25 protein-coding genes are annotated in these 26,258 nt (G+C 68.7%); 9 read left to right on the top strand and 16 right to left on the bottom strand.

Features of this window, described 5'->3' with window-relative positions; translation table 11 throughout:
* The first annotated feature begins 8 nt into the window (after window positions 1-8).
* Window positions 9-314, top strand: coding sequence for an ANTAR domain-containing protein (locus tag ACSMFO_RS17190; RefSeq protein WP_038512707.1), 306 nt, complete (start codon window positions 9-11; stop codon window positions 312-314).
* Between the two features lie 101 nt (window positions 315-415).
* Window positions 416-790, top strand: coding sequence for a response regulator (locus tag ACSMFO_RS17185; protein ID WP_038512704.1), 375 nt, complete (start codon window positions 416-418; stop codon window positions 788-790).
* Window positions 791-798: 8 nt separating this feature from the next.
* On the opposite strand, the gene ACSMFO_RS17180 is transcribed toward ACSMFO_RS17185, so the two are convergent.
* From ACSMFO_RS17180 to ACSMFO_RS17170, 3 genes are read right to left on the bottom strand one after another with little or no spacing between them, the layout of a single operon-like run.
* Entirely contained in the window at window positions 799-5,313 is a 4,515-nt protein-coding gene (locus ACSMFO_RS17180; protein ID WP_436459510.1) for a HAMP domain-containing protein, read from the bottom strand.
* A 17-nt stretch (window positions 5,314-5,330) separates the two neighbouring features.
* Window positions 5,331-6,410, bottom strand: coding sequence for a PAS domain-containing sensor histidine kinase (locus tag ACSMFO_RS17175; RefSeq protein WP_051972489.1), 1,080 nt, complete (start codon window positions 6,408-6,410; stop codon window positions 5,331-5,333).
* A 32-nt stretch (window positions 6,411-6,442) separates the two neighbouring features.
* Complete coding sequence (locus ACSMFO_RS17170) at window positions 6,443-7,123, bottom strand: response regulator (protein WP_038512697.1); 681 nt, start codon at window positions 7,121-7,123, stop codon at window positions 6,443-6,445.
* A 310-nt stretch (window positions 7,124-7,433) separates the two neighbouring features.
* Here ACSMFO_RS17170 and ACSMFO_RS17165 point away from each other — a divergent pair, with 310 nt between their 5' ends.
* Window positions 7,434-7,703 (top strand): hypothetical protein, encoded by a 270-nt coding sequence (locus ACSMFO_RS17165; RefSeq protein ID WP_038512693.1) that lies wholly within the window; start codon window positions 7,434-7,436, stop codon window positions 7,701-7,703.
* A 108-nt stretch (window positions 7,704-7,811) separates the two neighbouring features.
* Here ACSMFO_RS17165 and pspAB read toward each other — a convergent pair whose 3' ends face one another.
* The 7 genes from pspAB to ACSMFO_RS17130 all read right to left on the bottom strand — a co-directional run bounded on the left by pspAB (window position 7,812) and on the right by ACSMFO_RS17130 (window position 13,254).
* The gene (gene pspAB / locus ACSMFO_RS17160; RefSeq protein WP_038512690.1) at window positions 7,812-8,369 is read right to left on the bottom strand and encodes a PspA-associated protein PspAB; all 558 of its coding nucleotides are present in this window, start codon (window positions 8,367-8,369) and stop codon (window positions 7,812-7,814) included.
* A gap of 128 nt (window positions 8,370-8,497) precedes the next feature.
* On the bottom strand, window positions 8,498-9,217 hold the full coding sequence (locus ACSMFO_RS17155; RefSeq protein ID WP_228694962.1) for a GAF and ANTAR domain-containing protein: 720 nt from the start codon (window positions 9,215-9,217) through the stop codon (window positions 8,498-8,500).
* Between the two features lie 117 nt (window positions 9,218-9,334).
* The gene (locus tag ACSMFO_RS17150; protein WP_038512686.1) at window positions 9,335-10,195 is read right to left on the bottom strand and encodes a spermidine synthase; all 861 of its coding nucleotides are present in this window, start codon (window positions 10,193-10,195) and stop codon (window positions 9,335-9,337) included.
* Window positions 10,195-10,566: an adenosylmethionine decarboxylase gene (gene speD / locus ACSMFO_RS17145; protein WP_038512683.1), complete on the bottom strand. Its 372-nt coding sequence runs from the start codon at window positions 10,564-10,566 to the stop codon at window positions 10,195-10,197. The genes ACSMFO_RS17150 and speD overlap by 1 nt, the downstream gene beginning before the upstream one ends.
* Complete coding sequence (locus ACSMFO_RS17140) at window positions 10,556-11,698, bottom strand: type III PLP-dependent enzyme (RefSeq protein ID WP_038512681.1); 1,143 nt, start codon at window positions 11,696-11,698, stop codon at window positions 10,556-10,558. The genes speD and ACSMFO_RS17140 overlap by 11 nt, the downstream gene beginning before the upstream one ends.
* A 44-nt stretch (window positions 11,699-11,742) precedes the next feature.
* A complete protein-coding gene (locus tag ACSMFO_RS17135; protein WP_037338802.1) occupies window positions 11,743-11,931 on the bottom strand; it encodes a hypothetical protein in 189 nt (62 codons plus the stop codon).
* A gap of 138 nt (window positions 11,932-12,069) precedes the next feature.
* Window positions 12,070-13,254, bottom strand: coding sequence for an MFS transporter (locus tag ACSMFO_RS17130; protein ID WP_436459505.1), 1,185 nt, complete (start codon window positions 13,252-13,254; stop codon window positions 12,070-12,072).
* Between the two features lie 93 nt (window positions 13,255-13,347).
* On the opposite strand from ACSMFO_RS17130, the gene ACSMFO_RS17125 reads away from it, so the two are divergent.
* The 3 genes from ACSMFO_RS17125 to ACSMFO_RS17115 are packed head-to-tail and all read left to right on the top strand — an operon-like array spanning window position 13,348 to window position 16,908.
* Window positions 13,348-13,851 (top strand): Lrp/AsnC family transcriptional regulator, encoded by a 504-nt coding sequence (locus ACSMFO_RS17125; RefSeq protein WP_037338807.1) that lies wholly within the window; start codon window positions 13,348-13,350, stop codon window positions 13,849-13,851.
* A gap of 12 nt (window positions 13,852-13,863) precedes the next feature.
* Window positions 13,864-14,466, top strand: coding sequence for an RBBP9/YdeN family alpha/beta hydrolase (locus tag ACSMFO_RS17120; RefSeq protein ID WP_436459502.1), 603 nt, complete (start codon window positions 13,864-13,866; stop codon window positions 14,464-14,466).
* A 57-nt stretch (window positions 14,467-14,523) separates the two neighbouring features.
* Window positions 14,524-16,908 carry an ATP-binding cassette domain-containing protein gene (locus tag ACSMFO_RS17115; protein WP_073843637.1) on the top strand — a complete coding sequence of 795 codons (2,385 nt, stop codon included), beginning with the start codon at window positions 14,524-14,526 and terminating at the stop codon, window positions 16,906-16,908.
* Window positions 16,909-17,124: 216 nt separating this feature from the next.
* Here the strand turns inward: ACSMFO_RS17115 and ligD are convergent, their stop codons facing one another.
* Window positions 17,125-18,063 (bottom strand): non-homologous end-joining DNA ligase, encoded by a 939-nt coding sequence (gene ligD / locus ACSMFO_RS17110; protein WP_174492027.1) that lies wholly within the window; start codon window positions 18,061-18,063, stop codon window positions 17,125-17,127.
* Between the two features lie 53 nt (window positions 18,064-18,116).
* Between ligD and ACSMFO_RS17105 the strand changes: the two genes are divergently transcribed.
* Window positions 18,117-18,791 (top strand): TetR/AcrR family transcriptional regulator, encoded by a 675-nt coding sequence (locus tag ACSMFO_RS17105; RefSeq protein WP_436459500.1) that lies wholly within the window; start codon window positions 18,117-18,119, stop codon window positions 18,789-18,791.
* Here the strand turns inward: ACSMFO_RS17105 and ACSMFO_RS17100 are convergent.
* Both ACSMFO_RS17100 and ACSMFO_RS17095 read right to left on the bottom strand, forming a co-directional pair.
* Window positions 18,736-19,065 carry a sporulation protein gene (locus ACSMFO_RS17100; RefSeq protein ID WP_037338814.1) on the bottom strand — a complete coding sequence of 110 codons (330 nt, stop codon included), beginning with the start codon at window positions 19,063-19,065 and terminating at the stop codon, window positions 18,736-18,738. The two genes, ACSMFO_RS17105 and ACSMFO_RS17100, sit on opposite strands and share 56 nt — an antisense overlap.
* On the bottom strand, window positions 19,065-19,631 hold the full coding sequence (locus tag ACSMFO_RS17095) for a TetR/AcrR family transcriptional regulator (protein ID WP_436459498.1): 567 nt from the start codon (window positions 19,629-19,631) through the stop codon (window positions 19,065-19,067). Before ACSMFO_RS17095 ends, ACSMFO_RS17100 begins: the two co-directional genes overlap by 1 nt.
* 86 nt (window positions 19,632-19,717) lie before the next feature.
* Between ACSMFO_RS17095 and ACSMFO_RS17090 the strand changes: the two genes are divergently transcribed.
* A complete protein-coding gene (locus tag ACSMFO_RS17090) occupies window positions 19,718-20,872 on the top strand; it encodes an agmatine deiminase family protein (RefSeq protein WP_436459496.1) in 1,155 nt (384 codons plus the stop codon).
* On the opposite strand, the gene ACSMFO_RS17085 is transcribed toward ACSMFO_RS17090, so the two are convergent.
* The gene (locus tag ACSMFO_RS17085) at window positions 20,860-21,519 is read right to left on the bottom strand and encodes a GntR family transcriptional regulator (RefSeq protein ID WP_436459494.1); all 660 of its coding nucleotides are present in this window, start codon (window positions 21,517-21,519) and stop codon (window positions 20,860-20,862) included. The two genes, ACSMFO_RS17090 and ACSMFO_RS17085, sit on opposite strands and share 13 nt — an antisense overlap.
* A gap of 103 nt (window positions 21,520-21,622) precedes the next feature.
* On the opposite strand from ACSMFO_RS17085, the gene ACSMFO_RS17080 reads away from it, so the two are divergent.
* Window positions 21,623-22,423, top strand: a complete 801-nt coding sequence (locus ACSMFO_RS17080; protein ID WP_436459492.1) for a carbon-nitrogen hydrolase family protein — start codon at window positions 21,623-21,625, stop codon at window positions 22,421-22,423.
* Between the two features lie 106 nt (window positions 22,424-22,529).
* Here ACSMFO_RS17080 and ACSMFO_RS17075 read toward each other — a convergent pair whose 3' ends face one another.
* Entirely contained in the window at window positions 22,530-23,855 is a 1,326-nt protein-coding gene (locus ACSMFO_RS17075) for an alpha/beta hydrolase family protein (protein WP_436459490.1), read from the bottom strand.
* Entirely contained in the window at window positions 23,852-26,173 is a 2,322-nt protein-coding gene (locus ACSMFO_RS17070) for a penicillin acylase family protein (RefSeq protein ID WP_436459488.1), read from the bottom strand. Before ACSMFO_RS17070 ends, ACSMFO_RS17075 begins: the two co-directional genes overlap by 4 nt.
* Between the last annotated feature and the right edge of the window lie 85 nt (window positions 26,174-26,258).

The raw sequence follows: 26,258 nt of genomic DNA, 5'->3' as shown, positions 1-26,258 counted from the left end.
ATCGCTTCATGTCCGAGACCACGCTTTCGCCTACCCCGGCGCCCGGCTCTCCCGACCCGGCCGACGACCTCGTGGCGATGCGCAACCGCATCCGCTTCTACCGGGCCCGCGCCGAGCAACTCCAGTACGCGCTGGATCACCGGCTTCCCATCGAGCAGGCGAAAGGGATACTGGCCGAGCGCTACCAGATCGACATCGACGCCGCGTTCGAACTGCTGCGTTCGTTCTGCCGCAACAACAACATGAAGATCCACGACGTCGCCAGGACGCTCATCGAGCAGCCGAGCGAAGGCGACCGCCGGATCTCTTGCTGAGTCACGTCATGTTCGGAGGGGGGCCCGCGACCACCACCGGCGCCGCAGACCGCGCGGGCACGGACTGGGTGATGAACCGAACGCCGCCCCCCAGACTTCGGGTGCTCGTCGCGGACGACAACCCGGTCATCGGCGACGCCCTGCGCGCCCTCCTGGACTCCGAGCCGGACATCGAGGTGGTCGCCGTCGCGCTGGACGCCGGCGAAGCGGTCGCGCTCGCCGAGCTGCTGTCCCCCGAGGTCGCCGTGCTCGACGTCCGGATCCCCGGCGGTGGCGGCGCGTGGATGGCGCGGGAGATCCGGCGCCGGGTGCCCCATACGCGGTTGATGGCGTTCTCCGCGCACAGCGACACCCGCTCCATCGCCCAGATGGCGTCCGCGGGCGTCACCGAGTACCTCGTGAAGGGCAGCCCCAACACCGAGATCGTCGCGGCCATCCGCCGCGTCTGCGCGAACAGCGCCAACGGGACCGAGTAGCGAGGCCTTCAGTCCGTGAGCCAGCGTTCCATACAAGCCAGGAGTTCCTCCGCGTTCACGGGTTTGGTCACGTAGTCGCTCGCCCCGGCGGCGAGGCTCTTCTCGCGGTCCCCTTCCATCGCCTTCGCGGTGACGGTGATGATCGGCAGGCCGGCGAACTTCGGCATCTCGCGGATCGCCGCCGTCGTCGCGTGGCCGTCCATCTCCGGCATCATCACGTCCATCAGGATCAGGTCGATCCCGTCGTCGGACAGCAGTTCCTCGATGCCCTTGCGGCCGTTGGGCGCGTGTACGACCGAAAGTCCGTGCAGTTCGAGCATTCCCGAGATCGCGTACACGTTGCGGGCGTCGTCGTCGACGAGCAGGACCTTGCGTCCCTGGAGCCTCGCCGGCCCGGCGGGCGGATCGGACGGCTGGTCCAGGGCGGGCACGGTCTCCACCAGGCTCACCTCGGGCTGGCGCATCAGCGGCAGGATGCCTTCGAGTTCACTGGCCGAGATGTGCAGCATGATCCGCTCCCGCAGCATGTCCAGCGAGGGCAGGAGTTCGACGGGATGCACCCGCGCGTGCCCGTGCAGCAAGCGGTCCTGCGCGGCGCTGAGCTTGCGGGTCGCGTAGGCCAGCACCGGGACTTCGACCGGATCCGGACCGTCGACGAGCCGTTTGAGGAACGTCAAGGCGCTCGTCCCGGGGATGCTGGTGTCGAGTACGACGCAGCGGTAACTGTCGCGTTTCAGTTCCTCGAACGCCTCCGCCGGATCCGACACGGCCCGGACCTGGACCGAGCCGTGGCTGTCCGCGATGTCGGCCGCGACCCCACGGGCGAGCAGGGTCAGCAGGCTGTTCTGCTCGCTCTCCACCACCAGCACCCGTCGTTCCGCGGCGGCGTTGTCCACAGTGGACTCGTCGAGGCTCACGGGCGCGGTGAACCTGGCGACCGGCAGGTAGAGGGTGAACGTGCTGCCGGTCCCCAGGACACTGTCCGCCCGGATCTCGCCGCCGAGCAGGTAGGCGACCTCGCGGCTGATCGACAGGCCGAGCCCGGTGCCGCCGTACTTGCGGCTGGTGGTGCCGTCGGCCTGTTGGAAGGCGCCGAAGATCGAATCGAGGTTCTCCTCGGCGATCCCGATCCCGGTGTCGGTGACGCTGAAGGCCACCAGGGACTCGTGCGAGGGGCCGCCTGACGGCGAAACGATGGTGTCGACCAGCTTGACCCGGAGCTCGACGCTGCCGTCCTCGGTGAACTTGACCGCGTTCGACAGCAGGTTCCGCAGCACCTGCCGCAACCGCTGCTCGTCGGTGAACAGCAGCTCCGGCACGTTGGGTTCGACGGTGACCTGGAAGTCGAGTCCCTTCTCGGCGGTCAGCGGCCGGAAGGTCGTGCCGACGTAGTCGAGCAGCTGGCGCAGCGGGAACGGCTCGTGGTGGATGTCCATCTTGCCCGCCTCGACCTTCGACAGGTCGAGGATGTCGTTGATCAGCTGCAGCAGGTCGGTGCCCGCGGACTGGATCACCTTCGCGAACTCGACCTGTTTGGGCGTCAGGTTCTGGGTCGAGTTCTGCGAGAGCACCCCGGCGAGGATCAGCAGGCTGGTCAACGGGGTCCGGAGTTCGTGCGACATGTTGGCCAGGAACTCCGACTTGTACTTCGACGCCAGCGCGAGCTGCTGCGCGCGTTCCTCGATCTCCTGGCGCGCCTGCTCGATTTCGAAGTTCTTCACCTCGATGTCGCGGTTCTGCCGGGCGAGCAGTTCGGCCTTCTCCTCCAGTTCCGCGTTGGACACCTGCAGTTTCGCCTGCTGCGCTTGAAGCTCCTCGGAGCGGGCCTGCAGTTCTTCGGCGAGCCGCTGGGACTCCTCCAGCAGCGAGTCGGTCCGCGCGTTGGCGATGATCGTGTTGACGTTGACCCCGATGGTCTCCATCAGCTGTTCGAGGAAGTCCTTGCGGACGGCGGTGAACTCGCCGAACGACGCCAGTTCGATGACGCCGAGCACCTGGTCCTCGAAGACGATCGGCAGCACGATCAGGGTGACCGGCGGGGCCGAGCCGAGACTCGACGAGATCTTCACGAAGCCCGGTGGCGTCCGGTCGACCACGATCGGTTTCTTGGTCTGCGCGGCCTGCCCGATCAGCGACTGCCCCATCGCGAAATCCGAGGGCGCGTCCGGGGCCTCGCTGTGCCCGTAGCTGGTGATCAGCCGCAGCCGGGTGCCGCTCTCCCCCGGTTCGGTGAGGAACAACGTGCCGTGCTGGGCGCCGACCAGCGGGGTCAGCTCGTTCATGATGAGCGTGGCCACCACCCGCAGGTCCCGGTGCCCCTGCATCAGGCCGGAGATCCGGGCCAGGTTGGTGTTGAGCCAGTCCTGTTCCTCGTTCGCCCGCGTGGTCTCGCGCAGCGACTGGACCATCGCGTTGATGTTGTCCTTCAGCTCCGCGACCTCGCCCTGCGCCTCGACGGAGATCGAGCGCGTGAGGTCGCCGGTCGCCACCGCGCTGGTCACCTCGGCGATCGCCCGGACCTGCCTGGTCAGGTTCCCGGCGAGCTCGTTGACGTTCTCCGTCAGCCGCTTCCAGGTACCCGAAACGCCTTCGACCTCGGCCTGGCCGCCGAGCCGTCCCTCGCTGCCGACCTCACGGGCGACGCGCGTGACCTCCGCGGCGAACGCGGAAAGCTGGTCGACCATCGTGTTGATGGTGGTCTTGAGCTCCAGGATCTCGCCCCGCGCGTCGACGTCGATCTTGCGGGAGAGGTCTCCCTGCGCGACCGCGGTGGTCACCTGGGCGATGTTCCGCACCTGGCCGGTGAGGTTGTTCGCCATCGAGTTGACGTTGTCGGTGAGGTCCTTCCAGGTCCCGGCGACGTTCGGCACCCTGGCCTGCCCGCCGAGGATGCCCTCGGTGCCGACCTCCCGCGCCACGCGGGTGACCTCGTCCGCGAAGGCCGACAGCGTGTCGACCATCGTGTTGATCGTCTGCGCGAGCGCGGCGACCTCGCCCTTGGCCTCGACGGTGATCTTCTGGGACAGGTCGCCCCTCGCCACCGCGGTCGCCACCTGGGCGATGGACCGCACCTGATCCGTGAGGTTGTCGGCCATGACGTTGACCGACTCGGTCAGGCCCTTCCAGGTACCCGACACACCCTTGACATCCGCCTGGCCACCCAGCCGCCCCTCCGTACCCACCTCACGGGCCACGCGCGTGACCTCGTCGGCGAACGACGACAACTGGCCGACCATCGTGTTGATCGTGTCCTTGAGCTCCAGGATCTCGCCCCTCGCGTCGACGCGGATCTTCTGCGAGAGGTCGCCCTTCGCGACCGCGGTGGTGACCTCGGCGATGGACCGCACCTGATCCGTGAGGTTGTCGGCCATGACGTTCACGGACTCGGTCAGGCCCTTCCAAGTGCCCGAGACACCCTTGACATCCGCCTGGCCACCCAGCCGCCCCTCCGTACCCACCTCACGGGCCACGCGCGTGACCTCGTCGGCGAACGACGACAACTGATCCACCATCGTGTTGATCGTGTTCTTCAACTCCAGGATCTCGCCCCGCGCGTCCACGGTGATCTTCTGCGAGAGGTCACCCTTCGCCACCGCCGTGGCCACCTGGGCGATGGAGCGCACCTGCGCGGTGAGGTTGCCCGCCATGAAGTTCACCGACGTCGTCAGATCCCGCCACGTCCCGGCCACGCCGGGCACCTGGGCCTGCCCGCCGAGCGCGCCCTCGGTGCCGACCTCACGGGCCACACGGGTCACTTCGTCGGCGAACGACGACAACTGATCCACCATCGTGTTGATCGTGTTCTTCAACTCCAGGATCTCGCCCCGCGCGTCGACCGTGATCTTCTGCGACAAGTCACCCTTCGCGACCGCGGTGGTGACCTCGGCGATGGACCGCACCTGATCGGTCAGGTTCCCCGCCATGAAGTTCACCGACGTCGTCAGATCCCGCCACGTGCCGGCGACCCCGGGGACTTCCGCCTGACCGCCCAGCCGTCCCTCGCTGCCGACCTCGCGCGCGACACGGGTGACCTCGTCGGCGAACGACGACAACTGATCCACCATCGTGTTGATCGTGTTCTTCAGCTCGAGCATCTCGCCTTTGACGTCGACGGTGATCTTCTGCGAGAGATCGCCCTTCGCCACCGCGGTCGCGACCTCGGCGATGTCACGAACCTGGCCCGTGAGGTTGCCCGCCATCGCGTTCACCGAATCGGTGAGGTCCTTCCAGGTCCCCGAAACCGAGGGCACCGCCGCCTGGCCACCGAGCTTCCCGTCGGTCCCCACCTCGCGCGCGACCCGGGTGACCTCGGAGGTGAACAGCGCCAGTTGATCGACCATCCCGTTGAAGACGACCGCCATCTCGTCCATCAGGACGTCGTCCACCTGGGGCAGCCGGGTGCTGAAATCGCCGTCGCGAACGGCTTTCAGCCCCTCCAGCAGCCGCTGCAGGCCTTGGTCGTCGATCGCCCCGCCCACCCGGACCACTTCTCTCGTTCCGCGCTTGCTTCCCGGTTCCGGCATCGAGGTGCCTCCTTCGTTCATGTCCGCGCGGGTCCGGGAGGGCCCAGCGGAATCCAGAAGGTCACCGAAGTACCTTCGCCCGGCCTGCTGGAGATCCGGAACCAGCCTTGCGCCGCTTCCGCACGTTCACGCATCGACGCCATACCGATGTGCTCGCCCGACAAGGTCTCGTGCGCGTTCTCGCCGTCCGGTTTCAGCCCGTCGCCGTCGTCGGCGATCTTCACCAGCAGACCGCCGTCCCGTCCCGTCAGCGAGACCACGACGGTGCGGGCGTTCGCGTGTTTACGCACGTTCACCAACGCCTCCTGAAGAATCCGGAAGGCGGTGACGACGAGGTCGGGCGGCGGTGTGACGGCGAGATCGTGCCGCAGGGTGCAGTCGAGCCCCCAGCCGGCGACGACCTCGTCGAGATAGTCGCGGACGGAAGCGACCAGATCCTCGTCGTTCAGCGCGGGCGGGCGCAATTGCGCGACGAGGATCCGCAATCGTCGGATCGCCCCTTGAATCGCTTCGTCGAGTTGCATCAAAGCCGGATCACGCCGTTGTGCGGCGAGCATCTGCAACCGCATGCTCACCGCGATCATCGACTGAATGGAATCGTCGTGAACATCCCACGCGATACGGCGACGTTCTGTTTCCTGTGCGCGGACCAAATGCGCGAAGGCCTGTCGCCGTTCGGTCCTTTCCTCCAGTGTTTTCCGGCGTTCGGTGAGATCACGGGTGACCTTTCCGAAACCGACGAGGCCGCCCTGTTCGTCCCGCAACGCGGTGATCACGGTGTTGGCCCAGAACCGCGACCCGTCACGGCGGACCCGCCAGCCCTCGTCCTCGTGGCTCCCCATCTCCGCGGCGACCAGCAGTTCCGCCGCGGGTTTGCCGTCGGCGACGTCGGCCTCGGTGTAGAAAACGGAGAAATGACGGCCGAGGATCTCGTCCTGGGAGTACCCCTTGATCCGTTCCGCCCCCGGGTTCCAGCTGATCACCCGTCCGTCGGCGTCCAGCAGGTAAATGGCGTAGTCGGCCACGCTGTGCATGAACAACTCGAAGAGCACAGCGCTGCGGTGATCAGGCGTCTGTTCCGATGGCAGCATGGCCATAGTGCAGCTTGGCACTCGGATACGTCTCCCCGCTACGGCCGTTCGAGGAGGCCATTCTTACGTGCGTGCACCACTGCTTCGAGTTTCGAATGGGTCCCGGTCTTCACCAGGATCCGCTGCACGTGATTCCGCACGGTATTCCGCGCCAGTCGCAGTTCTTCGGCGATCCGGTCGGTCCCGGCGCCTTCGGCGATCAACCCCAGCACCTGCCGTTCCCGCAGGGTCAGCACCGGGCCGATCCGGCCCGAACCGCCGCCCAGCATGGCCAGCGCGCCACTGAGCAACTCCGGGTCGATGACCATGTCGCCCGCCGCGATGGTCCTGATCGCGGTGATCAGCTCGTCGAGGAGACCGGATTTCAGCAGCAGCCCGGCCCCGCCGACCTCCAGGATCCTGGCGACGATCGCACTGTTCGCGTCGCCGGTCAGCACCAGCACCCGGCTCGACGGCGAGACCGCGCGGAACCCGGCGATCGCCTCGATCCCGTCGCCGTCCGGGAGCCGCCGGTCGAGGAGCACGATGTCGGGCCGATGTTCCTCCGCCGCGACCATCCCGTGCGCCAGGGACTCCACCGACGCCACCAGGTCGATCTCCGGGAATTCCTCGAAGGCCGCGCCGAGGGCTTCGGCCACCATTTTGTGGTCCTCGACGAGCAGCACCCGGATCGGGGCCGCGGCCGGGGGCATGGGCTGCGGGGAGTTCGGGTTCGGCATGCACCTTCTCCGTCGATCGTGGTCTCGCCGGACCATTGTCCGGCAGATTCCCGGAAATCAATCCTGCCCACGGCCGTATTCACCCGCGTGCGGATTCGCGATCGGCGCGCCGGCGCATTGTCCCACCGCCGCCGTCACGGCCGTCCTTTCGACGCCAACCCGTGACCCGCCGTACCCGTCCGGCGACCGAGTGGGGTCTTTGTGCCCTCGATGGCACAACCTTCGGCGCTGACCGGAACGGCACTCGGTACCTCATCGTCGTAGGGGACGAATTCGACGGGCGTGACCGCGGGGAGAGGGTGACCGGGACGTGACCACGAGAATCTGCGAGACCCGCCGCCGTCCCGGCACGCACGCCTCGGCCCGCCGGGTGCCGCTCGCCCCCGAACTCGAGCGGCTGCCGAGGGTCGTGGCGAAACCGGAGACGCACGGCTCACTGCTCGACGACGTCCTGACCGCCATCCGGCATCTCGACGGCGCGGCCCTCGCCACCCGGTCGCGACGCCGCTTCCCGCGATGGAGCCCGCGGGACCGGCGCGTCCAGCGGCTGCGCGGCTGGCTCAGCGGCGTACCCGGCTGACCCGTCACTCGCGTGATTGAGGGCGGAACTCGCGTGATTGGAGCCGGAACTCGAGAGTTCCGGCTCCCATCACGCGTGTGACGGCTCCAAGCACGCGAGTTCCGTCGGTCATACCGGGCGCCACCGGCCGATGTCGGACTCCATCGGCACGATCCGGGTCAGCGACGAGCGGATCTTCAGCTCCATCGCCCTGTCCCGGCCGCGGGTCCCGCGCGGCGCGTACGGGTAGAAGGTGCCGCGTTCGCGCCGGTAGACCATCGTCAGCCTCGGGTGACGCATGTCCCGCACCTCGGCGAAGTCGACCGCCGTGTGCAGCAGCCACGACGCGAACCCGGCCTGAGCCAGCCTCTCGTTGACGTCGACGAGATCGTCGAGCAACCAGCCGAGGTCCCCGTTCTCGCGCCAGCACCGGACGATCGTCCGCCCGTGCGCGTCATTGGTGACCAGGTTGCGGCGGGCGGAATCCCCGGCGAGGCCGGCGATGATCTCCGCCTCCGTCTCCGTGCCGGGACGTCCCTCCGCGACGAAGCAGACCGTCCCCGATCCGGTGGGCGCGAGCCCGTGACCGGAGCGCAGTGCCAATACCGCCGCACTCAGATCCAGCAACGGAAGCAGGCTCGGCCGTACCGACCGGCTCCGCCCGAGCAGGGTTCCCAACAACGCCATGACTTCACCGCACCTTTCATTCTGGGTGAAGCCTTTCCCATTTCGTCCTCGCGCCCTAGGGCCGCACGGTCGCGCGTTGCCGGGGACAAGTCATCGGTTCCGGTGACCAACGGCCCTTTCGACAGTGGTCACCGGTTTCGCGGCCGGAGAAGTTTCCGGGTGTCCAGTGTTCCTTCGACGACGCCGCGTGCGACGTCCGCCAGCTTCTTGTTCGAACCGCGGGCGAAGGAACGCATGCGGTGGAATGCGGTGCCGAGGTCGATACCGGCGCGTTCGGCGAGCATACCCTTCGCCTGCTCGATGACGACCCTGCTGTCGAGCGCCTTCTGCAACTGTTCCGACAGCGTCCGGTAATGCCGCAATTCCCGCTGCTGCAGAAGGCACAGCGTGGCGACGTCGGCGAGCGCACGGCCCAGCCGGTGGTCCTCGACGCTCAGCACGACGGTTTCGGCGCTGAGGAAGGCGATCGAACCGACGGTTTCATCCATCGCCCGCAACGGAAGCGCGGAAACCGCGGCGAAGCCTTGCCCTGCCATCCTGGCGACGTAACCCGGCCAGCGCGAGACCTCGGCGGAGAGGTCGTGTACGGCGATGTCCTTCCCGGTTTCGAAGGATTCGAGCGCGGGCCCTTCCTCCGCCACCGCGGGAGGGCGTTGCAGTTTCAGACCTGGCAGGAAGACCTCGGTGGAATCGATCGGCAGCAGTCGTGAGCATTCGCTGGACAGGGTGTCCACGACCCGGTCCGGCCCGAGATCTTCCGTGACGCTCGCGGTCAAACTCGCGAACGCGGCACAGACCGCGGGCTCTCTGTCCGCTCTGGCGGCGATTTCCGTGTCCCAGCTACCCACTAGAGGAATTCTGGCCCGCACCGCGACACCCGGCAACGACCAGATGGAGGATCCTGTGACCGAGCGCCACGCACAGCGACGACCGGCGATCCCGGCGGGGAAACGCTCGCCGGGTTCTCAGTGGCTCCGCAAGGAAAACGGCGGCACCGTGTTCGCCTTCAGCGCGTCTTCGTCCAAAGTAGACTCCCCGATCCCCGCCTTGCCGATCCTTTCCGCGACGAGGGCGCCGGGATCGGCGAGCGCGTCGGCCCTGCCGGTCAGGAAGGCCCACTCATGCTCGTCCGAACCGTAGTAGAGCACGGTCCCGAACGACTCGGTGAACCGGCGCCACGCCGTGCTCAGCGTCTGGTTGCGCCACAGCGTCGGGCAGCCGGCCTGACAGCCGACCACGCCACCGTCGGTGAGCAGCGCCGTGCACCTCGCCAGGAAGTCGGTTCCGTACAGGCGGTTGTGCTGCGCCGCCGGATCGTCGTTCTCGTCCGGCAGGTCGATCACGACCACGTCGTAGGAGTCGCCGCGCTCCCGGGCTTCGGCGAGGAACTCCCAGCCGTCGCGGTAGTGGACACGGACCTTCCCCTCCCCGCGTTCGGCACGGGCGAGATCGTCGAGGGTGTAGCCGTACGGAAGATGCTCGGCGCAGACACGCACCGCTTCGGCGTCGATGTCGACGTGGTCGACCACCTCCGCCCCGGCCGCGACGGCGAGCTGGGACGCGACTCCTTCGCTGGACCCGATGATCAGCACCCGCTCGACACGTTCGGCGAGCAGCAGCGTCGGCACCATCAGCGCCTCGTGGTAGACGAGCTGGCTCAGCTCGGTGCTTTGCCGTTCGTCGTCGCAGAAGAGCGAGACCCCCTGCGCGGTCCGTCCGATGAGGACGTTCTGGAACGCGGTGCGGCCCTCGAACAGGACCTCCTCGACGTCCCAGTTCCGGGTGAGCCCCGCGCCCATCGGCTCGACGATCACTCGCTGCGCCATCAGTTCTCTCCTCGTTCCACAGTGGACATCCGGACGGTGCCGGCGCCCAGCATCTTCGCCAGCAGCGCGACCGCGCGCTCCGGATCCGCCCGGTCCCCGCAGGTGAACACGTCGACGAACACCGAGCCGATCTCCGGATAGGTGTGCACCGACGCGTGTGATTCGGCCAGCAGCGCGAGCACCGTGACCCCTTGCGGGGCGAAGGAATGCGACACGACCTCGCAGACCGTCGCCCCCGCCTCGGTCACCGCTTCGGCGAGGGTTTTCTTGAGGAGTACGGCGTCGTCGAGCAACGACGGCTCGATCCCCTCGAACTCCGCGAGTACGTGGCGGCCGGCGAACCGGCCGACGAGTGGTTCTTCAGCCGGCATCGGCGAACCTCCCCACACAATAGGTGCGCAACGGCTCGATTCCGTTGAAAGCGACGGAAGAATAGCTGGCGGTGTACGCCCCGGTGCCCGGGATGTCCAGCCGGTCGCCCGCCTTCAACGACCTCGGCAGCGCGCACGGCGTCCGCTGGTACAACACGTCGTCACCATCGCAGGTCGGCCCCGCGAGGACCACCGGTCCTTGCGGTCCCTTGACGCCGACGGGCTCCAGCCGATACGCGACGGCTTCGTTCTCGCACTCCGCCATTCCGTTGTACCTGCCGACGTCGAGATAGACCCAGCGGCGTTCGTCGGCGGCCGCGCGAGTGGTCACGAGGACGACTTCGGTCCTGATCAGCCCGGCGTCGGCGACGATCACCCGGCCCGGCTCCAGCAGCAGTTCCGGCTCCGGGAGATGCTCGCGGAGGGCGGCGTGGATCGCCGCCGCGTAGTCCGTCAGCGACGGCACGGGCTCCCGGTGCTCGGTGGCGAAACCGCCCCCGATGTTCAACCGCTCCAGTACGACGCCGGCCTCGGCGGCGACCTTGGCCGCGGTCGCGATCCCGATCTCCCAGGCGGCCGGATCCGGCTGCTGCGAGCCGACATGGAACGCGATTCCCGGGCGCAGCCCGGCTTCCACGGCCTGGCGGAGCAGTGCCGCGGCCACCGCCGGTTCGCAGCCGAACTTGTGGCCGAACGGCGTGACCGAGTCCGGGCCGCCGGTGAGCAGGCGGACCGAGACCAGCGAACCGGGCGCGTGCTCGGCCAGATTCGCCAGATCGCCGGCGGAGTCCGTGGTGAATTCACGGACTCCGCGCGCATAGGCGAAGGCGATGTCCGCCGGTTTCTTGATCGTGTTGCCGTACGCCAGTTCCGCCGGCCGCGCGCCCCGGGACAGGCACAGCTCGATCTCCGCCGTACCCGCCACGTCGAATCCTGCGCCGGTCGACGCCACCGCGTCGAGTACCTCGGGAGCCGGGTTCGCCTTGACCGCGTAACGGATCAGCGCACCCGGGAAAGCCGCCGAGACCGCGGCCGCACGCTCCGCGACCAGGTCGGTGTCGACGACCAGGCACGGCGTCGGCGGCTCGCGATCCGCCAGGAAGGCGCGGATCCGGTTCAGGCTTTCGGTCACACGCCCCAGGGTGTCAAAGGCCGATCACCGGCCTGGAACCCGGGTCACGCCCGGTTGTCCCCCGAGGCCTGCTCCGGCAGGTCGACCCCGTGTTCGGCGGCCAGTCGCTCCAGGTTGGCCAGATCGGCGCCGACGGCCGAGGCCCGGTCCTCGTCAGAGGCCTGCTTGGCGATCTGAACGTCCTCCCTCGCCTGCCGTACCCGGTCCCGCAGATTCACCGCGAACTCGCTCATCGTGCACCCCCGATCTCCCGCACCTTGTGTGCTTTCACCCTAGGACCCTCCGAATCGGTCACCCACGTGATCTGCGTCATCACGGGTTCGTTCGCGTCGGAGTGAAGCAGTATGACGGCTGCGCCGGGCTTTCGCAGATCAGCGGAGCCCGGCTTTTTCACCGGGCTCCCGCACGACCGGCCGCCGGGCTAGCACCGCGAGCGGGGCGAGGGCGCACAGACCCCCCGCGACGCCGACCAGGACGTAGCCACCCAGGCCGAACAGCTGCCCGGCGAGCAGGCTCGCCCCGGCCGAAGTCCCCCAGACGAAGGCGTCGACCGTGCCCTGCGCCCTCGACCGCTGAGCGGCCGGGAGATCGCGGCTGAGCATGCTGCTGCCGCCGACGAAGACCAGGTTCCAGCCGTAGCCCAGCAGGAACAGTGCGACCGGGATTCCCACGTGATGCGAATCGGGGGCGCCGATCACGGTGACCGCCGCGACGGTGAGCGTCCCGATCCCGCCGAGGATGGCCGCGCGGCCGCCCCAGCGGTCGGCGATCCAGCCGGACAACGGCGCCAGCGCGAACATCCCGACCAGATGGGCGCTCAGCACCCAGCCGACGACGTCGAGACCTTGGCCGTGCTCGTGCAACTGGACCGGGGTCATCGTCATCACCGCCACCATCGCCAGCTGCGCGCCGACCATCGCCACGAGCGGCCCGAGGACGGCGGGGTTCCGCACGGACATCCGCTCCCGCTCGGGTGCGCCCTCCGCCGGGACGGCGAGGCCTCGCGGCAGGGTGGCGACGGCGACCACGGCGATGGCCACGACGATCGCACCCGCCGCGATCGGACCGGACAAAGCGGGAAGATCGACGGCTTCCGCCCTCGCCGCGGCGGGCGCGATCAGGGCGGGCCCCGCGACCGCGCCGACCGTCCCCGCCCAGACCATTGTGGACAGTGCGAAACCCTTGCGGTGCTCGGGCGACAGGTCGGCCGCGGTGTACCGGGAGAGCTGCGCCCCGCTGTTGCCGAAGCCGATCAAGGGCATCCCCGCCACCAGCGCGAGCACGGATCCGCCGAGCACACCGGCGAACGAGACCAGCGCGCCCGTCACCGCGGCCCCGTACAACAGCACCAGGACGAGGCGCCTGCCGAACCGTGCGGCCAGCGCTCCCGACGACAGCGAACCCACGGCGGAACCGAGTACCAGCACGGCGCTCGGCAATCCGCTCCATGCCGCGCCGGCGTGCTCGACCATGATCAACGCGGCCGTGGTGGACAGGCCGACGACCGCGGTGCTGAGACAGGCGACGCCCATGAAGAGCGCGAACATCGGTTTCATGATTCAAACCTAGGGATTCCCGGCGCCGCGGCGAATAGGCTGACGAAGGCCTCGCGGGGGTGCGAGGCGCATCATGGAAGGAATCCGGGCGCGATGACCTTACGATCGGAAAGGGCGCTGGACGACCTCGACTGGCGGCTCCTCGAAACGCTCCAGGCCGACGGGCGGCTCTCGTTCAAGGAGCTGGGCCGCCGCGTGAACCTCTCGGCGCCCGCCGTCGCCGAACGGGTCCGGCGGCTGGAGGAGGCGGGCGTCATCACCGGGTATCGCGCCCAAGTGGACGCGCACCGCGCCGGGTACGGCCTGCAGGCGTTCGTCGAAATGCGCTGCTCGCTGGGCAGCTGTCTGCTGCGCACCAGCAAATCGGAGGACTACCCCGAGGTGGTCGAACTGCACCGGCTCAGCGGCGACCGCTGCACCATGCTGAAGGTGCGGGCCGTATCGCTCGAACACCTCGAAGGTCTCTTCGAACGGCTGGGCAAACACGGCGAGATCAGGTCGTCGGTGGTGCTGTCGACGCAGTACGAGGGCAGGCCGGTCGGACCGCCGGTCGAGGACTACCTGAAGGCGACCAAGAGCGAGGGCTGGAGCGTCTGAATACTGGGCCCCATGACCTTGCTCTTCGCCGACGGCTGGTTCGGTCCCGAGCCCGGAGACTGGCAGTCCGTCTGGCTCGACCGTTACCCGGGTTCGAAAAGGTTCGTCCAGGACGACTGGGACGCACCCGTCCGCGAGGACTGGGTCGCCCGGCTGGACGAGGCGCTCGCGGAAGCGGCCGATCCTCCGGTGCTGGTGGCGCACAGTCTCGGCTGCCTGACCGTGCTGCACTGGCTCGCGGCCGGGGGCGACCGGCCCGTGCGCGGCGCCCTGTTCGTCACGCCGCCCGACGTCGAGGAGAACCCCGAGCCCGCGCTGGCCGGGTTCGCCCCGATCCCCCGCCTCCGGCTCCCCTTCCCCGCCGTCGTCGCCGCGAGCGCGAACGACCGCTGGATGACCCCGGCCCGCGCCCGATACTTCGCCGAGGTCTGGGGAGCCGGATTCGCGGACATCGGTCTCGTCGGGCACCTCACCGGAGCGCACGGACCGTGGCCCGAGGGCGAGAAGCTCGTCGCTCCCCTGCTCCGGAAGACGGATCAGGAATCGAGAAGCGGAAGTCCCCCGAACTCACCTAGCGTGATCGTCGTCGAGGACGAACGGCTCGAAGCTGGTTAGATCGAGCCCGGTGAGGCTGACGGAACGTCACGCGGCCCCCATGAGGATGGAGAAACGATGCGCAAGACCTCCCGGCCGCAGGCGCCCGAGGAACACCCCGCCGACAGCCACGACCTGATCCGCGTCGTGGGGGCGAACGAGAACAACCTCAAGAACGTCGCCGTCGAGCTGCCGAAGCGACGGCTGACGGTGTTCACCGGCGTCTCGGGATCGGGCAAGAGCTCCCTGGTCTTCGACACGATCGCGGCCGAGTCGCAGCGGCTGATCAACGAGACGTACAGCACCTTCGTACAGGGCTTCATGCCGACGCTGGCCCGGCCCGAGGTCGACGTGCTCGACGGCCTGACCACCGCGATCATCGTCGACCAGCAGCGGATGGGCTCCGACCCCCGCTCCACGGTCGGCACCGCCACCGACGCGTACGCGATGCTCCGCATCCTCTTCAGCCGGATCGGGAAACCGCACATCGGTTCGCCTCAGGCGTTCTCGTTCAACGTCGCCTCGATCTCCGGCGCGGGCGCCGTGACCATCGAGAAGAGCGGCCGGACCACCAAGGAACGCCGCGAGTTCAGCATCACCGGCGGGATGTGCGCCCGGTGCGAAGGCCGGGGCAAGGTCAACGACATCGACCTCACCGCGCTGTACGACGACACCAAATCCCTCAACGAGGGCGCGCTGACGATCCCCGGTTTCTCCATGGAGGGCTGGTACGGCCGCATCCTGCGCGGCTGCGGTTTCTTCGACCCGGACAAGCCGATCAAGAAGTACACCAAGCGGCAGCTGGACGATCTGCTCTACAAGGAGCCGGTCAAACTCAAGATCGACGGCATCAACCTGACCTATTCGGGGCTGATCCCCACGATCCAGAAGTCGTTCCTGTCCAAGGACCGCGAGGCGATGCAGCCGCATATCCGCACGTTCGTGGACCGGGCGGTCACCTTCGCGGTCTGCCCGGAATGCGACGGGAGCAGGCTCAGCGACCTCGCGCGGTCGTCGAAGATCAAGCGGATCAACATCGCCGACGCCTGCCGGATGCAGATCAGTGACCTGGCCGACTGGGTCCGCGGGCTCAAGGAGCCGTCGGTGGCGCCGCTGCTGGAGAAGCTCCAGCACACGCTCGACTCCTTCGTCGACATCGGACTCGGCTACCTCTCCCTCGACCGGCCGTCCGGCACGCTTTCGGGTGGCGAGGCGCAGCGCACGAAGATGATCCGGCACCTCGGGTCTTCGCTCACCGACGTCACCTACGTGTTCGACGAGCCCACCATCGGGCTGCACCCGCACGACATCCAGCGGATGAACAACCTGCTCCAGCAATTGCGGGACAAGGGCAACACCGTGCTGGTCGTCGAGCACAAGCCGGAGACCATCGCCATCGCCGACCACGTCGTCGACCTCGGCCCCGGCGCGGGCACCGCGGGCGGGACGATCTGCTTCGAGGGCACCGTCGACGGCCTGCGTGCCAGCGACACCATCACCGGCAGGCACCTCGACGACCGGGCGTCGCTCAAGGACAGCGTCCGCAAGCCCACCGGCAAACTGGAGATCCGCGGCGCGGACCGGCACAACCTCCGGAACGTGGACGTCGACGTCCCGCTCGGCGTCCTGTGCGTCGTCACCGGCGTCGCGGGCTCCGGCAAGAGCTCCCTGCTCCACGGATCGATCCCGGCCGACGAGGGCGTGGTCTCGGTCGACCAGACCCCCATCCGTGGCTCGCGGCGGAGCAACCCCGCCACCTACACCGGGCTGCTCGAACCGATCCGCAAGGCGTTCGCCAAGGCCAACGGCGTGAAGCCGGCGCTGTTCAGCGCCAACTCCGAGGGCGCCTGCCCGACCTGCAACGGCGCGGGGGTCATCTACACCGACCTCGGCATCATGGCGGGCACCGCGACCACCTGCGAGGAATGCGAAGGCAAGCGGTTCCAGGCTTCGGTGCTGGAGTACACCTTCGGCGGCAAGAACATCAGCGAGGCACTGGAGATGCCGGTGTCCGAGGCCGTGAAGTTCTTCGGCGAGGGCGACGGACGCATCCCCGCCGCTCACGCGATCCTCAGCAGGCTCGACGACGTCGGGCTCGGCTATCTCAGCCTCGGCCAGCCGCTCACCACGCTTTCCGGCGGCGAGCGGCAGCGGCTGAAGCTCGCGACGCACATGGGCGACAAGGGCGGCGTCTACATCCTCGACGAGCCGACCACCGGTCTGCACCTCGCCGACGTCGAGAACCTGCTCGGCCTGCTGGACCGGCTCGTCGACGCGGGCAAGTCGGTGATCGTGATCGAGCACCACCAGGCGGTCATGGCGCACGCCGACTGGATCATCGACCTCGGCCCCGGCGCCGGGCACGACGGCGGCAAGATCGTCTTCGAGGGCACGCCGTCCGACCTCGTCGCGAGCGCTTCGACGCTCACCGGTGAACACTTGGCGGCCTACGTCGGCAAGTGACGCCCTCTTACCGCATTTAGTCCTCTAAATGCGGTAAGGCACGGGATCGCACGCGTCGGCGCCGAGGTGATGGTCGCGGGTTTCGCGGGAGACGGCAGCAGCTGGCGTTGCGAAAGCCACTTTCGCAACCTTCAACGTTGCGAAAGTGGCTTTCGCAACGCCACCGGGCAAGGCCCACGCCTTCCCGCATTTAGTCCTCTAAATGCGGGAAGGGGGTCACTCGCCGTCGGTATCGAGGCCGTCGCGATCGGCCCATTCGAGCAGGGTGTCGAGCGAGTACGCCGTGTCGTCGATGCCCGCGTGCAGGTCGCCGAGTTCGGCGAAACGCGCGGGCACGGTGGCGATCGTGAAGTCGCGGGGTTCGACGTCGTCCACCTCGTCCCAGCGGATCGGGGTCGAGACGACGGCTTCGGGCACGCCGCGGACCGAGTACGCGCTCGCGATGGTGTGGTCACGGGCGTTCTGGTTGTAGTCCACGAACAGCTTCGAGGGATCGCGGTCCTTGCGCCACCAGGTCGTGGTGACCTCGTCGGGCATCCGCCGCTCGACCTCGTGCGCGAAGGCGAGCGCCGCCCGGCGCACCTCCTGGAAACCCCATCGCGGTTCGATCCGGACGTAGACGTGCATGCCGTGCCCGCCGGAGGTCTTCGGGAAGCCGGTGATGCCGAGTTCGTCCAGGATCTCGCGGACGGTGCCGGCGACCTTCCGCACGGTGGAGAACGGGCAGTCGGGCATCGGGTCGAGGTCGATCCGCCATTCGTCGGGGCGTTCGGTGTCGGCGCGGCGGGAGTTCCACGGATGGAACTCGACGGTCGACATCTGCACCGCCCAGATCACGTCGGCGGGATGGGTGACGCACAGTTCGTAGGCGTGCCTGCCGGACGGGAAGTCGACGCGGACCGTCTGCAGCCAGTCGGGGGCACCGTTCGGGACGCGTTTCTGGTGGACCTTGTCGCCCGAGACCCCGGACGGGAACCGGTGCAGCATGCACGGCCGTTCCCGCAGCGCCCGCACGATCCCGTCGCCGACCGCGAGGTAGTACTCGACGAGGTCGAGCTTCGTCTCGCCCCGCGCCGGGAAATAGACACGATCCGGGTTCGAGACGCGCACCGTCCGGTCGCCGACCTCGATCTCCACCGCCGAGCTTTTCGCCATACGGGGAAACTAGCCCGAAAGTCATCGATCCGCGCTCTGCCAGGATGAACGGCATGGCACCACGGACCCGCGCGGAGGCTTTGTCCCGCGAGCGCATCGTCGAAGCGGCCGTCGAACTGCTCGACGCGGACGGCGAACGCGGGCTCACCTTCCGGACGTTGACCGAGCGCCTCGCCACCGGTCCCGGGGCGATCTACTGGCACGTGCCGAACAAGGGCGCCCTGCTCGATGCCGCGACCGCGTCCGTCATCGCCGCCGCCCTGACCGTCGACGCCGGACGTTCGCCCCAGGACGAGATCCGGGCCATCGGCCTGAGTCTGTTCGAAGCGATCGAGTGCCACCCGTGGCTTTCCCCGCAGCTCGCCCTCCAGCTTTCCCGCAGCCCTCGGGGTTCGGTGACACCGCGGATCTTCGAAGCCATCGGACAGCGGGTCAGCGCGCTGGGCATCCCGGAAACCACCTGGTTCACCGCGACCTCGGCGCTGGTGCACTACGTCTTCGGCGCCGCGGGCCAGAACGCGGCGAACTCCCGGGTGCTCGGGCCCGGGGTGGACCGCGCCGAATTCCTCCGCGCCGCGGCGAACGCGTGGGAAGACCTCGACCCCGCCGAGTTCCCCTTCCTCCGGTCCATCGCCGACGAGGTCCGCGAGCACGACGACCGGGAGCAGTTCCTCACCGGGATCGAGCTGATCCTCGCCGGGATGACCGGTGGATCGCGGCGACCATGACCGCGAACACCGCGCCGAGGAAGGTCACGTCCACCGAAGGAACCCAGCGCACGTCGCCGCCCTTGACCACGTAAGCCCCGACGGGACGCGCGGCGAGGATGAAGCCGCCGCCCTCACCTTCCTTGCCCTGCTCGCTGCCGTGCCCGCCACCACCACCGCCGATGACGCTCGCGGCCGGGATGATCACGACGCCGTCCTTCTCCACCGGTTCGCCGTAGACACGCCGGACGGTGAGGTTGTCACGCATGACACCGACGATCTTCTCGAGTCCCATCAGGTCCCCGCCCTGTCCAGTTCCAGCGCGATCGCGCCCCGCAGGAGCTCCCGCGCCCGGTCCAGCTCCATCGAACCAGAAAGCCACCGCTCGCTGAGCCCTTCGACCAGGCCGGTGAGCCGTTCGGCGGCGTCTTCGGCCCGGACACCGGCGCTGTCGACACTCCGGATCACTTCAGCGACCTCGTCCATCCAGATCCGGGTCGACTCGGCAAGCGGTTCGCGCAGCTCCGGGGTGAACACGGCACTGGCCCGCAGCTCGCCCCAGGCGGTGCTGTTCTCCCGCACCGCCTGCGTGTCCTGAAGCTCCCCGAACAGCAGGAGTTCGAGCTCGGCCCGGGGATCCGCCGCCTCGGCCGCGGCCTCTTCGGTGTACGCCGCGGCGCGGTCGCTGACGAATTCCAGCGTCTTGCGCAGCAGCCCGGCGCGGTTGGTGAAGTGGTAGTAGATCAGCGACGTCGAGATCCCGGCCTCGGCCGCGATCTTCTCGACCCGCAGGCCCCGCACACCGCTGCGCGCGATCACCCGCACGGCCGCTTCCAAGATCTTCTGCTGACGTTCGACCACGGGTGATCACCCTAGCGATAGCATCCTGACTGAATTTTCAGTCAGGATGCTATCGTATCCACACCGGTCCGATCAAGGAGTGCACAGTGTTCGCTTCATCCCTTCCCCGCCGCACGGTCCTGCGCGCGCTGACAGCGGTCGGCGCGGTCGCCGTCGGGAGCGCGGGATGTTCGGAGAATCCGGCCGCGCCCGCTCCGGCGGCCGGCTCGCCCGAGCCCGCAGCCGCGGCGGCTCGCAGGCTGGGCGCCGAATGGGAAAGTCACGCGCGCACCTACCTGTCGTGGCCCGCGTCGAAGTCCATCTGGGCGGAGGATCTGCCCGCGGTCCGCGAGGAGATCGCCGGTCTGGCCAAGGCGATCGCCGGCTACGAACCGGTGGTGCTCCTCGCCCGCCCCGAGCACGCCGACGCCGCTCAGCAGGCTTGCGGGGACACCGTCGAGGTCGTCCCGATCCCGGTCGACGACCTGTGGGCACGCGACACCGTCCCGGTGTTCGTCGAGGAGGGCGGCGAGGTCGCCGGGGTCGATTTCAACTTCACCGGCTGGGGCGGCAAACAGAAGCCGCACGACAAGGACAACGCCGTCGCGAGGTCCGTGCTGGGCGAATACGGCCTGGCCCGTACGGAAACCTGGATCACCGCCGAGGGCGGCTCGTTCGAGACCGACGGGGCCGGCACGTTGATGGTCACCGAAAGCTCACTCGTCAACGACAACCGCAACAAGGGAAGGACCCGCCAGGAGATCGAAGACGAACTCAAGAAACTGCTCGGCGTCCGGAAGGTCATCTGGTTCGCCGGCGTACGCGGCGAGGACATCACCGACGCGCACGTCGATTGCCTGGCCCGGTTCACCGCGCCCGGCGTCGTCCTCCTGGACAAGGCGGCGCCCGGCACCCCGCCCGATTCGTGGTCCCGCGCGGCCGATCAGGCTAGGTCAGTACTCGCGAGCGCCACCGACGCCGACGGCGAACCCTTCAAGGTGACCGATCTCGTCCAGCCGGATCCGGACAAGGTCGAGGGCTACGGCGAAGACAGCGTGATCTCGTACGCCAACTTCTACGTCGCGAACAAGTCGGTCTTCGTCCCGAAGTTCGGCGACGCCGAGGCGGACGAGCGTGCCCAGCAGGTCTTGCGCGAGCACTTCCCCGGCCGCGAGATCGTGCCGGTGAAGATCCCGACCATCGCCTCGGGCGGCGGCGGGATCCACTGCTCGACGCACGACCAGCCGGGTCAGCCTTCCTGAGGCAGCACCGACATCACTTCGGACACCGGGCGCAGATGCTCTTCCAGCAACCGCGACGCTTCCTTGGCATCGTGGTCGTTCAGGGCGGCGACCAGCGCCCGGTGTTCCTCGTTGATCACGGTCAGCCGTTCCGGCCGCGCCTCCAGCGCGCGGACCGTGACGCGCTGCTGCCGCGAACGAAGGGTGTCGTAAAGCTCGGTCAGGACGGTGTTGCCCGCGGCGTTCACGACGGCGCGATGGAAGCGGCGGTCGAAGCCCGAGACGGCGAACCAGTCGCGTTCGGCGCCGGAGCTCGCCATCGCCTCGATGAGTTCCGGCAGTTCGGCCGGCGCACCCGCCCGGTTCGCGCAGAGCGTCGCGATGGCGTGCCCTTCGATCAGGCGCCTGCTCTGGTAGACCTCTTCCAGCTCCCTGGCGGTGACGGTGCGCACCTGCGCGCCCTTGCGCGGCAGCAGGCTGATGAACCGCTCCGCGGCCAGCCGGTGGAACGCCTCGCGCACCGGTGTCCTCGACACGCCGACGACACCGGAAACCCACATCTCGTCGAGGAAGCGGCCGCCTTCCAGCTCACCCGAGATGATTCCGTCGCGTAGCCACGTGTAGACCCGCTCACGCGCCGGGCCGCCCCCTTCGGCGGTCACAGTCATCTCGTTCCCCCTCTATTCCGTCACTTTCCGCGACTGAGCCTACACCTGGACCAGTCAAGTATCCATCATGTATACAAGAGTTCCACTTATCGGAAGGGGTCCCATGGTGCACGTCGCGGTGGCGCAGTTCGCGCCCGGCAACGACAAAGAGGCCAACCTCGCCCGCGTCGCCGCCCTCGTCGGCGAAGCGGCCGATCGCGGGGCGCGAGTGGTCGTGCTGCCCGAGTACTCGTTGTTCACCGTACCGACGATGAGCCGGGAATTCGTGACCTCGGCCGAAGAACTCGACGGCCCGTTCGTCACCGAGCTGCGCGGGCTGGCGAAGGACCGGCAGATCACCGTCGTCGCGGGCATCAACGAAGCGCTCCCCGGCGGCGAGCGGATCTCGAACACCCTCGTCGCGGCCGGTCCCGACGGCGCCATCGCCGCGCTCTACCGCAAGCTGCACCTGTACGACGCCTTCGGTTTCCGCGAATCGGAGCTGGTCCGGCCCGGCGACATCGCAGCGCCGGAGACGTTCGAGGTCGATGGGATCACCTTCGGTCTCCAGACCTGCTACGACCTCAGGTTCCCGGAGGTCACCCGCCGCCTGGTCGACGCCGGCGCGGACGCGGTGCTGCTGCCCGCCGAGTGGATGCCCGGGCCGCTGAAGGAGGACCACTGGACCACCCTGGTCCGGGCAAGGGCGATCGAGAACACGATCTACCTCGTCGCGTCGGGGCAGGCCGCGCCCGCCGGTTCGGGGCACAGCATGATCGTCGACCCGATGGGCGTGGTCGTCGCCTCGCTCGGCGAGCGCACGGGGACGGCGACCGGCGAGGTCTCCGCCGAGCGGATCTCCGAGGTACGCGCCAAGAACCCGGCACTGGAACTGCGCCGGTTCGCCGTCACCCCGAAGTCCTGAGTATCTTCTGACCCGGAGGTCCGTTCGTGAAGACACGCCGTCGGGCGTGGTGACGCGGCTTCCGTACGCCTGGGTGCCGGGTGGCCGCCCGGCACCCAGGCTCATTTCACGGCACCAACAGTCCCCAGTGGACGGCCCACGGGACGAACAAAGCGGCGCCCGCCAGCAGCAGGCCGATCCGGACTCCCCCGCGTTCCTTCCCACGCCACCACGAAACCGCGGTCACCGCACCGGCGGCGACGACACCGACCGCGATCAGCTGCAATGCGAGCCAGGGCAACGTCCGTCCGAAAAGGACCGGACCCGGCGCCATCGCCGCCCCCATCGACAGGGCGATGTAGTAGGCGAGGAACCCCGCCGTGGCGAGCGTCCCGGTCGACGCGAGCCAGCGTGCGGGCCCGGCGAGCGGAACGCTTTCCCTGCGACGGAACAACGCCGTCACCGGATAGGCCGCGAACGCGAGCAACGCCAGCGCCCAGACCCCGATCTGCACCCACGGCGCCTCGTACCAGGCGAGCGGTGCGAGGGCGACACTCTGGCTCGCCTGGACCGGAGGCGGGTCGGCCGACGGCCCGTCCTTCGTTCCGTTCACCCAGTTCGCCACGAGTTCGAGGTAACCGGGGGCGAAGCCGTCGAGCTTGTCGAAACCGTCGGTGGTCTGCCGGAGCCCGTGCTGGGCCTGGGGGAACACCTTCAGGGTGTACTGCCGGTTCCCCGCCCGGTCCAGCGTTTCCCGGAAGATCCGGACGGCCTCGCCGGGCGGAGTGAGCCGGTCCAGTTCACCCCACAGACCGAGCACCGGCTGCCGCACCTTCTCCAGCACCGGCACCGGGTCGTATCCGGCCTCGGGGAAGGCGCCCGCACCCGCGAGGGTCCGCATGTTCGTCGAGGCCACCATGTCCACCATCGAGCCGGTGACGCCGGCTCGCCGTAGATAGGTCTCGAGCGCCCACGCCTGCTGACGATCGGGCGAGACCCCGTTGGCGCCGACGGTGACCGCGAACGCGACGTCCTTCGACTTCGACGCGGCCAAGGGCGCGACCCAGCCCCCTTCGCTCAAGCCCCACACCCCGACGCGGGACGGATCCACGCCGGGACGCGAGCGCAGCGCCTGCACGGCGGCGAGCGCGTCGTCGGCCAAGACCGAGTAGTCCCGCTCGAACAGCGAATAGCCCTCGGTCCGCTTGTCGTAGATCAGGGTCGCGATCCCCGCCTTGGCGAAGGCTTCCGCCTCGGCACGGTAATCGTCCCGGTCGTGTTCGCCGGACCCGTGCACCATGACGATGCCCGGCGCCGGTCCGCCGCCCTCCGGCGCGACCACCGTTCCCCGCAGGGTGACCCCGTGGCTGGCGAACGAGACTTCGCCGTCCGGAGCCGCGGCGGGCAGCGGTGACGAGACCGCCACGACGGCCGCGATCATGGCCGCGATCATCGCCTGCTCACCCGGAGCACCTCGAGCGACGGCGACGCGAGGATGTCCTTCTCGCAGTACCGTTCGGCGACCCACTGCTTGCGCGAGTACAGCTCCGTCTGGTCGCTGTGGTGCGCCGACTTCGCGTTCGCGGACTGCGAGTAGGTCATCAGCGTCGTCGTGTCCGGGCATCCGGTCCCGTCGAACGCCACGACGTGCAGATACGTCCCGCCGTGCGTGAACTCGGTGTACCCACGGGCCGGATCCCAAGGCCCGCCGACGGTGTTGTAGACCCCGCGGCCCGCGGTTCCGCCGCCTAGCGCGATCTTCCGGCCGTCGCGGACGACGTAATGGTTGTCCCCGTACGGCGCGTCGAGCGGGATCTTGGCCGCCCGCAGCTCCGAAACGGCGTCGGAGAGCGCCTTGCGGATCGCCGCGTTCCCCGTGTCGAGGGTATTCGGCGTGTGGACCGGATCCTTGACGTCGAACGGGTTCTTCCAGATCTCGGGCCCCATCCGGTCCGCCGCGGCCCAGAACCGGTCGAAGAGCAACGCGCCCCGGCTGCCGGCGTCCGAACGACCGTCCCAGCCCGCCAGCGCCGCGCAAGCGTCGTCCAGCCCCGGCATCGTGCGGCACATCGCGACGACGTCGGCCCGCACGAGTTCGGCGGCGTGGTCCCGGTTCGAGAACATCAGGTCCCGCATCGCTTGCCCCGTGAAGCCGCCCTTCTTCAGCTGGTCGGCGATCTCGACGAGGCCGGCACGCGTCCGCATGTTCTGCTCGTAACGGACCGGGCCCACGATTCTGGGGTAACCGGCCTTCGGTTCGGCGGGGTTGACCAGCCAAGAGCTGTCGTTCGAGTTCGCCGCGTAGTCCGACCGGCTCAGGCTGGGCAGGCTGGACGGGCCGAAGACACCAGGCCGCAGCGCGTCCCGGTCGCGGCCCCAGGCGCACGCCGTCTTGGAACCGTCGAGCACCGCGACCCCGTTGGCGTCGAACAATTCCTTGCCCAGCGGCGTGTTGCAGCGCGCGGCCTTCTCGTCGGTGACGTGCGGGACCCCATGGATCTGGCTGAACTCCACCCGGCCCCGGTCGTCGGTGGCGAGGATGTTCATCCACGGCAGCCCTTGGGTCTCGCGGACCGCGCCGATCATCTCCCCCGCCGTCCTGGCGCGGGCGATCGAGAACATCGAGTTCGTCATACCGAGGTTCGTGGCGTTGGCGTCCGCGATGGCGAACGCGCTCGACGCCGTCCACGGCAGCTCGCGCTGCCCGAGCCGGGTCGTCACCGGGCCGTACCTCGTCGTCCACTGTGGACGTACGACACGTTCCAGGGTGCCGTCCGCCTTGCGCGACAGCACACTCACGTCGGCACGCCGCATCCGCTCGGGCTTCCCGTCGACCAGGTACGTCGTCGGCGAGCCGGGCACGAGCTTCAGCTCGAACAGCGTGTACGTGCGCGTGGTGTCGGTGGCGGTACCGCTCCAGGCCGCGGTTTCGTTGTGCCCCAGCCACATCAGCGGGATGCCGGGGATGCCGGCGCCACTGACGTTGAGCTTGCCCGGCAAGGTCACCTGCGACTGCCAAAGCCTGGTCCCGCTCAGCTGCCACGGCAGGTGCGGGTTGGCGAGCGAGACACCGCGTCCGTTCGCCGACGCGGAGGAGCCGATCGAGATCGCGTTACTGCCGATCCCGGTCTCCCCGAACATCTGTTCGGTACCGCCGCCCGCGGACGGGGCGCCCGGCAGCGACGCGGTGATCGAGTCGGCGACGCCGCCCTGGCCGAAGATCATGCCGACTGCGTGACTGTGCCGGTACACGTCCAGTTCGATGATCGGCTTCAGCCAGCCCGCGCCCCGGCAGGCCGGGTCGGTGATCTCGCCGGTGCGCAGGTACTTGTTGACCCCCTCGACGTAACCGCGGATCAGTTCGCGGACCTCGCGGTACGGCCCGCGCGGCGCGGGCGCCGACAGGAGCCGCTCGACGGCGCCGCTTTCGTTGAGACCTTGGAAATACAGGTCGCTCGCGAGGTTCGTACTCGCCTGGCTCACCCCGCTCGTCGGCGGTGCGTCCGGCCCGAGCCAGCGGGAACGCTCGGCCCTCGTCGTGACCGCGACGTCCGCGATCGCGCAGATGTTGTCCTTGGCCGCGGCGAATCCCTGTCCGAAGCCCAGGCTCGCCCAGTCGTTCGCGACGATGTGCGGGATGCCGTATTCGGTGTAGCGGATGGTGGCGTCCGACCGGGATCGCCCGTCCGGCGGTTGCGCGGCCGCCGCGGTCCCCGCCGCGAGCAGGCTCGCCGCGGCGCAGACGGCCGCGATTCTCTTCCAGAGCAGCATGCTGCTCCCCCTTTGTCTGTGGAGTGGTTCGTGAAGACACGCCGTCCGGCGTGGTGACGCGATTCCGGTGGTCGAGTGGCCGCTC

The sequence above is a fragment of the Amycolatopsis sp. w19 genome (assembly GCF_051373225.1).
GTDB lineage: Bacteria > Actinomycetota > Actinomycetes > Mycobacteriales > Pseudonocardiaceae > Amycolatopsis > Amycolatopsis japonica.
The sequence above is the reverse complement of the archived record's forward strand: the minus strand, read 5'-3'. Positions and strand labels throughout refer to the sequence as shown.